Origin of the sequence: Jiangella muralis (genome assembly GCF_001270745.1) — a bacterium.
Taxonomy (GTDB): domain Bacteria; phylum Actinomycetota; class Actinomycetes; order Jiangellales; family Jiangellaceae; genus Jiangella; species Jiangella muralis.
The window spans coordinates 232,904-241,725 of sequence record NZ_LFXL01000026.1; the positions used below are offsets into that span (position 1 = coordinate 232,904).

Here is an 8,822-nt window from a genome sequence, read left to right on the forward strand (position 1 = left end):
ACCGCCGCAGAGCGGCGAACCGGCGGCTGGCGTCAGGCGAAGTCGCTCGACAGCAGGTCCATCACGAAGCCGTCGCGGCCGGTGAGCATGCCGACCGGGCGGAAGCCGACGGCCGCGTAGCAGCGGATCGCCACCTCGTTCGTCGCCGCGGTCTCGACGACGATGCGGTGGTGGTCGCAGGCGTCGAACAGGTGCCGGGCCAGGGTGCCGACGGCCTCGCGGCCCAGGCCGCGGCCGTGGAGGTCGGGGTCGAGCAGGATCTCCATGCCGGCGTGGCGGTCGCGCGGGTTGTCGACCTCCCAGTACTGGATCAGCCCGGCGATGCGCCGTCCGGCCAGGATGGTGTACCGCGTGGTGGAGCCGTCATCGAGCAGCCAGCCCTCGCCGAGGCCGGTCGGATCCCACCACTGCTTGACCTCGGGCGTGCTGATGATGTGCTGCAGCATCGGCACGTCATCGGCGGCGACGGGGCGCAGGACGACGTGCTCGCCGGCCAATCCGCCCACGAGACTCAATTCGCCCATAGCCGCGAGTGTAGGTCGGCCGCGGCGTATCGGCATGCGGAACGCCCGGCGGTTGCGGTCTAGGGTGGGTCGGGTGATCGTGGGCGTGGGCATCGACGTCGTCGACGTGCGGCGGTTCGCCGAGACGCTGGAGCGGACGCCGGCGCTCGCGGTGCGCGTCTTCACCCCCGCCGAGCGGGCCCGGTCGGTCGCGTCGCAGGCGGCCCGGTTCGCCGCCAAGGAGGCGCTGGCGAAGGCGCTCGGCGCGCCGAAGGGGCTGCTCTGGCACGACGCCGAGGTGGTCAGCGACGCCGACGGGCGGCCGTGGTTCGAGGTGCGTGGGACGGTCAAGGCCCGGTGCGAGCAACTGCACGTCGAGACGGTGCACCTGTCGCTGTCGCACGACGCCGGGGTGGCGTCGGCGATCGTGGTCCTGGAAGGAACGGCTCGATGAGAGCCGTGCACACCGTCGCGCAGATCCGGGCCGCCGAGGACGCGCTGATGGCCCGGCTGCCGGACGGCGCGCTCATGCAGCGGGCGGTCGCAGGGCTGGTGACGGTCTGCGCGGGCCTGCTCGACGGGGTGTACGGCGCGCGGGTGGTCGTGCTGGCCGGCGGCGGCAACAACGGCGGCGACGCGCTCTGGGCCGGCGCCCGGCTGGCCCGCCGCGGCGCGCACGCCGACGCCGTCCTGCTGAGCCCGGAGAAGGCGCACCCGGAAGGGCTGGCTGCGTTCCGGGCCGCGGGCGGGCGCATCGTGGCCCGCGACGGCGTGAGCGCGGCGCTCGCGGGAGCCGACCTCGTGCTCGACGGCATGCTCGGCATCGGCGGACGGGGCGGGCTGCGCGGCGAGGCGGCCGAGCTGGCGGCACTGCTGCGCGCGGGCCGGACGGCGGGCGCCGTCGTCGCCGTCGATCTCCCCAGCGGCGTCGACCCGGACACCGGCGAGACGTCCGGCCCGCACGTCGTCGCCGACCACACCGTCACGTTCGGCACCGGCAAGGCCGCGCTGGTCGTCGACCCGGGGGCGGCCGCGGCCGGGGTGCTGCACCCGGTCGACATCGGGCTCGGGCCGTACCTGCCGGAGCCCGGGCTGACGGTCCTCGACGACGCCGAGGTCGCGGCGCTGCTGCCCGACCCTGGCCGCGAGTCGGACAAGTACTCCCGCGGCGTCGTCGGCGTGCTGGCCGGGTCGGGGGAGTTCCCCGGCGCGGCCGTGCTGGCCGTCGGCGGCGCGCTGCACGGCGGCGCCGGCATGGTCCGCTACGCCGGGCCCGGCGCCGTCGCCACCGAGGTGCGGGCCCGCTGGCCCGAGGCGATCGCCGGCCCGTCACCGGACGCCGTCGGCCGGGTGCAGGCCTGGACCATCGGCTCCGGGCTGGGCGATGGCCGCGGCGGCGACGTCGCCGCGGCCCTGGACGCCGGGCTGCCGGTCCTCGTCGACGCCGACGGCCTGCGCTCGCTGCCCGAGCGGTTCACCGGCCCGGCGCTGCTGACGCCGCACGCCGGCGAGTTGGCCCGGCTGCTGGACGTCGAGCGGGCCGGGGTCGAGGCGCGCCGGCTGCACCACGCGCGGGCCGCCGCGGCGAAGTGGAACGCCGTCGTCCTGCTCAAGGGGTCGACGACGGTGCTGGCGGCGCCCGACGGGCGGGTGCGGGTCAACCCCACTGGCACGTCCGCGCTGGCCGCCGCCGGCACCGGCGACGTGCTCGCCGGGCTGGCGGGATCACTGCTGGCCGGCGGGCTGTCGCCGCTCGACGCGGGCAGCGTGGCGGCGTACGCGCACGGCCTCGCCGGGCAGCGCGCGGCGGCCGGGTCCGCGTACCCGAGCGCCGGCGACGTCCTGGCCGCCCTGCCGGCCGTACTGCGGTCCCTGCGCGGCCCTGTCGGTGCGGGCTGACACAATCGGGGACGTGGTGACCGACGACTACGGCCCCGGGCCCGTGCCGCACGCGGAGGTGCGGGTCGACCTCGCCGCCATCCGCGACAACGTCGCCCAGCTCGCCGTCCGTACCGCTCCCGCGCAGGTCATGGCGGTGGTGAAGGGCGACGCGTACGGCCACGGGCTGGTCCCGTCGGCACGCGCCGCGCAGGCCGGCGGCGCCACCTGGCTGGGTACCGCCACCATGGCCGAGGCGCTGGCGCTGCGCGCCGCCGGGGTCGGCGGACGGGTCATGGCCTGGCTCTGCGCGCCGGGCGAGCGGTGGGCCGACGCGCTGGCCGCCGACGTCGACGTGTCCGCGTCGGCGCCGTGGGCGGTCGCCGAGATCGCCGCCGCGGCCCGCGAGACCGGCCGCACCGCGCGGCTGCACCTCAAGGCCGACACCGGCATGGGCCGGGCCGGCGCGCCGCTGGCCGAGTGGCCCACGGTCGTCGACGACGCGCTGAAGGCCCAAGCCGAGGGGCTGGTCGAGGTCGTCGGCCTCTGGTCGCACCTGGCCTGCGCCGACGAGCCCGGCCACCCGGCCAACGCGCAGCAGCTGGCCGCGTTCCGCGACGCCGTCGCGCTGGCCGAGTCGCGAGGCGCCCGGCCCGAGGTCCGCCACCTCGCCAACTCCGCCGCCACGCTGACGCTGCGCGACGCCCACTTCGACCTCGTCCGCCCCGGGCTGGCCAGCTACGGGCTGTCGCCGGTGCCGCAGCAGGTCGCGCCGGGCGACGTCGGGCTGCGTCCGGCCATGTCGGTGCGGGCCCGGCTGGCGCTGGTCAAACGGGTTCCGGCCGGTCAGGGCGTGTCGTACGGCCACCTCTACGTCACCGACCGCGAGTCCACGCTCGGGCTGGTGCCGCTCGGCTACGGCGACGGCGTCCCGCGGCATGCGTCCGGCGGCTCGGCCGGTCCCGGCGGCCCGGTGCTGGTGCGCGGCGTCACCAGGCGGGTCGCCGGCCGGGTCTGCATGGACCAGTTCGTCGTCGACCTTCGCGACGACGACGTCCGCGCCGGCGACGAGGTCGTGTTGTTCGGCGACGCCGCGGCCGGCGAGCCCACGGCCCAGGACTGGGCCGACGCCGCGGGCACCATCTCGTACGAGATCGTCACCCGGTTCGCGCCGCGGCTGCCCCGCGTCTACGTCGGTGGGGCGCCGTGAGCCGGCTGGTCGCCGCCGGGCGCACGGCGGGCCTGATCGGCGCCTGGGTCGGCGTGGCCACGGCCGGTGCCGCCGTCGGGTTCGCTGCCGAGCGCTACGCCATGGGCCGGTCGCTGAAGAAGGACGACCCGTACGCCGACGAGCCGTTCGGGTCGCTGCGCGGCACCGCGCACACCGTCACCACCGACGACGGCGTCGACCTCGACGTCGAGGTCGACGCCGGGCCGTCCGGCGCGCCCACCCTGCTGTTCTGCCACGGCTTCGCGCTGACCATGGACGCCTGGCACTTCCAGCGCCGCGACCTGCGCGGCAGCGCCCGGCTGGTGTTCTGGGACCAGCGTGGGCACGGCCGGTCCGGCCCGCTGCCCGACGACGGCGAGTTGTCCTTCCGCCGCCTCGGCGCCGACCTCGGCCAGGTGATCGACGAGATCGTGCCGAAGGGGCCCATCGTGCTGGTCGGTCACTCCATGGGCGGCATGACCGTGCAGGCGCTGGCCGAGGCGCGGCCGGAGCTGTTCGGCAAGCGCATCGTCGCCGTCGCGCTCATCGCCACCAGTGGCCAGAAGCTCGACGTCTCGGGGCTCGGGTTGCCCGGCTACCTCGGCCGGCTGGCCGGGCGGGCCGCCCCGGCCGCCGTCTCGATCCTGGCCCGCAAGCCCGAGCTGGTCGAGCGCGGCCGCAAGATGGGCAGCGACCTCGCGTATGTGCTGACCAGGCGCTACGCGTTCGCCGAGGGCGGTTCGCCGAAGCTGGTCGAGTTCACCGCCATCATGAACGCGGCCGTCCCCATCGACGTCGTCGCGCGATTCTTCCCGCTGTTCGGCGAGCTCGACGCCGCGCCCGCCATCCCCGTCCTGGCGAAGATCCCGGTGCTCGTCGTCGGCGGCGAGCACGACCAGATGACGCCGGTCCAGCACAGCCGCGACCTCGCCGACGCACTGGTCGACGTCGAATACATCGAGGCCACCGACGCCGGGCACATGGTGCTGCTGGAACGGCACGAGGTGGTCACCGACGCCCTTCGCGCGCTGCTCGGCCTTGTCCGCCGCGGCGGACGGCCCCGGCGGGTGAGCAGCCGTATCGCGTCCGTCCGCCGGCGGCGCAGTGAGGATGGCCAGCGGTGATCGACCTCGACGTCCCCGACGCCGAGTCCATGACGGCGCTGGGGGAACGGCTCGCGGGGCTGCTGCGGCCCGGCGACCTCGTGCTGCTCGGCGGCGATCTCGGGGCCGGGAAGACGACGTTCGCGCAGGGCGTCGGCGCCGGGCTGGGCGTGCGCGGTCCCGTCACGTCGCCGACGTTCGTCATCGCGCGGGTGCACCCGTCGCTGATCGACGGCCCGCCGCTGGTCCACGTCGACGCGTACCGGCTGGGCGGCTGGGACGAGCTCGAGGACATCGACCTCGAGGCCACGCTGGACGACGCCGTCACGCTGGTCGAGTGGGGCGAGGGCGTCGCCGAGGGCCTGGCCGGCGACCGGCTGGAGATCCACATCGACCGCGCGCACGGCGCCGACCTCGGTGAGGTGCGGCACGTCCGCGTCCACGTCGTCGGCGACCGGTGGGACGAGGACGCGCTGGCCGCGGTGGTGCGGCCGTGACCGACCGGACACCGCTCACCGACGACGAGTTGGCCGCGCTGCTGGCCGCCGGCGCCGCCGTCGAGTATGCCGACCTCGCCGAGCGCGACCTCACCGAGCTGCTCGACCTCCCCGGGCCGGCGCCGCGGGTGTTCCGCCGCTGCGACCTCACCGCGGCGCGGCTGACCCGGGCCACGCTGATCGGCGCCACGTTCGAGTCGTGCACCATGGACGGCGCCGCGTTCGGCCGCGCCGACCTCGACGGCTCGGTGTGGACCGGCGGCACGGCCCCGAAGGCCGACTTCTCCCGGGCCGACCTCTCCGACGCCCGCTTCGACGGCGTCGACCTCGCCAACACGCTGTGGCGCGACACTCTGATCGCCGGAACGGCCTTCACCGGCTGCCGCATGGTCGGCGCCCGGCTCGACGACTCGCGCGGCCTCGGCGCCACGTTCAAGTGGTGCAACCTCATGCTGGCCGGGCTGTCCGGCATCAGCCTGCGCGGCCAGGAGCTCGACGGCCTGCGCATGGACGACGCCGTGCTCGTGGGCGCCGACCTGCGCGACACCGTCTGGACCGACTCGCGGCTGCGCGGCGCCGTGCTGCGGGCAGCCGAGCTCGACGGCGCCGACCTCCGCGGCGCCGACCTCGGCGACTTCTCCTGGCAGGAGGCGCACCTGCTGTCCGGCGCCACGATCACCGGCGAGCAGGCGTCGCAGCTGCTCGCTCAGCTCGGCATCGTGGTCGACTGAGCGTCGAACGGATTCACGACGCGGACGCCGTCGAAGTCCGTGCCGGCGTGCAGATCCTCGGTCAGCAACACCGTGCACCCGGCTCGCCGGGCCGACTCGACGATCAGCGCGTCCCACAGTGCGAGTTGCGACCGCTGTGAACGGAGCACACCGGCGGCTACCAGGGCCGCGTCGACGGGCACCACTGAGCGTTCAGCACGACGCGCTCGGCGCCGACCTCGGCGAGTCGATGAACACCCGGCCGCTGCCGGCCAGGAGGTCAGCGGTCATAGAGGTCGTCCCGGCTCCACGTCCGTCCATCGGTCCCGCTGCCGGTCGCGGCCTCGTCGGCGAGGTCGAGGAACTGGCGCAGGCCGGCGGCACGGGGGTCGTCGCCGGCGAACTCCGCGAGATGGCGGCGGACGACCGCGTTGACGGAGGTGCCCTGCCCGAGCGCCCGAATGCGGGCCCGCCGCAGCAGGTCGTCGTCGATCCTCAGCGTCAGGTTCGCCATGGTCGCCTCCGTGGCACAGGATACGTGCAGCAAGGAATCCGTGCCGAGGTCGCGCAAGGGAGGCGCGGACGTAAGGTAGGCGGGTGCTGTTGCTGGCCCTGGACACGTCGACGCCCGCGGTGACCGTTGCTCTGCACGACGGTGAGCGGGTGCTGGCCGAGGCGACCACCGTCGACCCGCGCCGGCACACCGAGCTGCTGATGCCGCTGGTCACCGCCGCGCTCGCCGAAGCGGGCGCGAGCCGCCGCGACCTCACCGAGCTGGCCGTCGGCGTCGGGCCGGGGCCGTTCACCGGGCTGCGGGTCGGGCTGGCCGCGGCGCGCACCATGGGCGCCGTGCTGGACCTCCCGGTCCGCGGGGTCTGCAGCCTCGACGTGCTCGCGTACGGCGTGCGCGCCGCGAACCCGCCGGGCGAGCCGTTCGCCGTCGCCACCGACGCCCGCCGCCGCGAGGTGTACTGGGCCACGTACGACGCCGGCGGCGTGCGCACCACCGGGCCTGACGTCGGCCCGGCTGCCGGCCTCGCCGAGCGCCGGCTGCCCGCCGCGGGCGCCGGGGCCCGGCTGTATCCCGACGCGTTCGCCCGCGCGCTCGACCCCGAGTACCCGTCCGCCGCGCACCTCGCCGCCGCCGTCGTCGCGGAGGCGGCCGAGATCCTGCCGCCCGATCCGCTGTACCTGCGCCGCCCCGACGCCACGCCGCCGAGCGCGCGGAAGAGCGTCCTCGCCCGGTGACGGTCGCGCTGCGGCCGATGCGCGAGCCGGACCTCGACGCCGTCGTGCCGCTGGAGCAGGAGTTGTTCGCCGGCGACCCGCCGTGGTCGGGGCAGCAGTTCCGGTCCGAGCTGGCCGGCGTCCCGGAGACCCGCTGGTACGTCGTCGCCGAGGACGGCGGTGAGGTGGTCGGCTACGCGGGCCTGCTGCTGCCCGGGCTGGCCGGCGAGCCCGCCGACATCATGACGATCGCCGTCGCGCCCGGGCGGCAGCGGGGCGGCGTCGGGACGCTGCTGATGACGGCCCTCGAGGCGGAGGCGCGGCGACGCGGCGCCGGTGAACTGCTGCTGGAGGTCCGCGCCGACAACGATCCGGCGTTGACGTTCTACGCGCGGCACGGTTTCGAGCGCATCGCCGTGCGGCGCAAGTACTACGGCGGTGGCCGCGACGGGCTCGTCCTGCGGAAGTGGCTGCGGGCCGGATCCGCGGCGGGGGGATAATCGGCGGCGTGAGCGACCAGCCCCTGATCCTCGGCATCGAGACGTCCTGCGACGAGACCGGCGTCGGCCTGGTGCGCGGCACCACGCTGCTCGCCAACGCCGTCGCCAGCTCCGTCGACGAGCACGTCCGCTTCGGCGGCGTCGTCCCGGAGGTGGCCAGCCGCGCGCACCTCGAAGCCATGGTGCCGACGCTGCAGCGGGCGCTCGCCGAGGCCGGCGCCTCGCTCGACGACGTCGACGCCGTCGCGGTCACCGCCGGCCCGGGACTGGCCGGCGCCCTGATGGTCGGGGTGTCCGCGGCCAAGGCGCTCGCCGTCGCGCTGGACAAGCCCCTCTACGGCGTCAACCACCTGGTCGGGCACGTGGCGGCGGAGCAGCTGGAGAACGGCCCGCTGACGGAGCCGGTCGTGGCGCTGCTGGTGTCCGGCGGCCACACCGAGATCCTGCTGGTCGAGGACATCGCGACGTCGGCGACGCTGCTCGGCCAGACCCTCGACGACGCCGCGGGCGAGGCGTTCGACAAGGTGGCCCGGCTGATCGGGCTGAAGTACCCGGGCGGGCCGAACATCCAGCGCGCCGCCGAGGAGGGCGACCCGGCGGCCATCCGGTTCCCGCGCGGCCTCACCAGCCAGCGCGACCTCGAACGGCATCGCTACGACTTCTCCTTCTCCGGCCTGAAGACGGCGGTCGCCCGCTGGGTCGAGACCGCGGAGCGCGAGGGCCGGGCCGTCCCGGTGGCTGACGTCGCGGCCGGCTTCCAGGAGGCCGTGGCCGACGTGCTGACGCGCAAGGCGGTGCTGGCGTGTCAGGAGCGCGGCATCTCGACGATGGTCCTGGCCGGCGGCGTGGCGGCGAACGCCCGGCTGCGCGACCTCACCCGCGAGCGCTGCGCGGTGGCCGGCATCGAGCTGCGGCAGCCCCGGTTCTCGCTGTGCACCGACAACGGCGCGATGATCGCGGCCCTCGGCGCCGCCGTCGTCGAGCGTGGCCTGCCGCCGTCGTCGCTGGACTTCGCCTCCGACTCCTCCCTGCCGGTGACCCAGGTGCTGGTCGGCTAGCAGCCGCCAAACGAATCCTCACCCCCAACCCATGTTGATCTTGGAGAAACTGTGGAATTGCGGGGGGATATGTCCGGCGGCGTCCAGCGGTGTAAGCAACGGTTCATGCTGCTGCCGGTTTGGCGAGCAGCTCGGC

Annotated in this window: 12 protein-coding genes; 9 read left to right on the plus strand and 3 right to left on the minus strand. The window is 75.5% G+C overall.

What is annotated here, in order from left to right:
* Window positions 1-32: 32 nt before the first annotated feature.
* Complete coding sequence (locus tag ACW62_RS22510) at window positions 33-524, minus strand: GNAT family N-acetyltransferase (protein ID WP_157574911.1); 492 nt, start codon at window positions 522-524, stop codon at window positions 33-35.
* Window positions 525-597: 73 nt separating this feature from the next.
* Here ACW62_RS22510 and ACW62_RS22515 point away from each other — a divergent pair, with 73 nt between their 5' ends.
* From ACW62_RS22515 to ACW62_RS22540, 6 genes are read left to right on the plus strand one after another with little or no spacing between them, the layout of a single operon-like run.
* Window positions 598-957: a holo-ACP synthase gene (locus ACW62_RS22515; RefSeq protein ID WP_053206337.1), complete on the plus strand. Its 360-nt coding sequence runs from the start codon at window positions 598-600 to the stop codon at window positions 955-957.
* Complete coding sequence (locus ACW62_RS22520; RefSeq protein WP_053206338.1) at window positions 954-2,402, plus strand: NAD(P)H-hydrate dehydratase; 1,449 nt, start codon at window positions 954-956, stop codon at window positions 2,400-2,402. Before ACW62_RS22515 ends, ACW62_RS22520 begins: the two co-directional genes overlap by 4 nt.
* A gap of 13 nt (window positions 2,403-2,415) precedes the next feature.
* On the plus strand, window positions 2,416-3,591 hold the full coding sequence (alr, locus tag ACW62_RS22525) for an alanine racemase (RefSeq protein WP_240477386.1): 1,176 nt from the start codon (window positions 2,416-2,418) through the stop codon (window positions 3,589-3,591).
* A complete protein-coding gene (locus ACW62_RS22530; RefSeq protein WP_083460042.1) occupies window positions 3,588-4,715 on the plus strand; it encodes an alpha/beta fold hydrolase in 1,128 nt (375 codons plus the stop codon). The genes alr and ACW62_RS22530 overlap by 4 nt, the downstream gene beginning before the upstream one ends.
* Window positions 4,712-5,191, plus strand: coding sequence for a tRNA (adenosine(37)-N6)-threonylcarbamoyltransferase complex ATPase subunit type 1 TsaE (gene tsaE / locus ACW62_RS22535; RefSeq protein ID WP_240477387.1), 480 nt, complete (start codon window positions 4,712-4,714; stop codon window positions 5,189-5,191). Before ACW62_RS22530 ends, tsaE begins: the two co-directional genes overlap by 4 nt.
* Entirely contained in the window at window positions 5,188-5,922 is a 735-nt protein-coding gene (locus ACW62_RS22540; protein ID WP_205629530.1) for a pentapeptide repeat-containing protein, read from the plus strand. The genes tsaE and ACW62_RS22540 overlap by 4 nt, the downstream gene beginning before the upstream one ends.
* On the opposite strand, the gene ACW62_RS22545 is transcribed toward ACW62_RS22540, so the two are convergent.
* Window positions 5,898-6,104 (minus strand): PIN domain-containing protein, encoded by a 207-nt coding sequence (locus tag ACW62_RS22545; protein ID WP_157574912.1) that lies wholly within the window; start codon window positions 6,102-6,104, stop codon window positions 5,898-5,900. The two genes, ACW62_RS22540 and ACW62_RS22545, sit on opposite strands and share 25 nt — an antisense overlap.
* Before the next feature lie 77 nt (window positions 6,105-6,181).
* On the minus strand, window positions 6,182-6,415 hold the full coding sequence (locus ACW62_RS22550; protein ID WP_053206340.1) for a hypothetical protein: 234 nt from the start codon (window positions 6,413-6,415) through the stop codon (window positions 6,182-6,184).
* A gap of 83 nt (window positions 6,416-6,498) precedes the next feature.
* On the opposite strand from ACW62_RS22550, the gene tsaB reads away from it, so the two are divergent.
* Genes tsaB through tsaD form a run of 3 tightly spaced genes read left to right on the plus strand, consistent with a single transcriptional unit; the run spans window position 6,499 to window position 8,686 of the window.
* Window positions 6,499-7,149: a tRNA (adenosine(37)-N6)-threonylcarbamoyltransferase complex dimerization subunit type 1 TsaB gene (tsaB, locus tag ACW62_RS22555; RefSeq protein WP_053206341.1), complete on the plus strand. Its 651-nt coding sequence runs from the start codon at window positions 6,499-6,501 to the stop codon at window positions 7,147-7,149.
* A complete protein-coding gene (gene rimI / locus ACW62_RS22560) occupies window positions 7,146-7,628 on the plus strand; it encodes a ribosomal protein S18-alanine N-acetyltransferase (protein WP_240477388.1) in 483 nt (160 codons plus the stop codon). Before tsaB ends, rimI begins: the two co-directional genes overlap by 4 nt.
* Complete coding sequence (tsaD, locus tag ACW62_RS22565) at window positions 7,628-8,686, plus strand: tRNA (adenosine(37)-N6)-threonylcarbamoyltransferase complex transferase subunit TsaD (RefSeq protein ID WP_420843614.1); 1,059 nt, start codon at window positions 7,628-7,630, stop codon at window positions 8,684-8,686. Before rimI ends, tsaD begins: the two co-directional genes overlap by 1 nt.
* Window positions 8,687-8,822: the final 136 nt, after the last annotated feature.

What these genes read in the sequence shown, in the direction of transcription:
- ACW62_RS22550 (WP_053206340.1), bottom strand. Translation starts at nt 6,415, where the DNA reads ATGGCGAACCTGACGCTGAGGATCGACGACGACCTGCTGCGGCGGGCC.
- ACW62_RS22520 (WP_053206338.1), top strand. Translation starts at nt 954, where the DNA reads ATGAGAGCCGTGCACACCGTCGCGCAGATCCGGGCCGCCGAGGACGCG.
- ACW62_RS22510 (WP_157574911.1), bottom strand. Translation starts at nt 524, where the DNA reads ATGGGCGAATTGAGTCTCGTGGGCGGATTGGCCGGCGAGCACGTCGTC.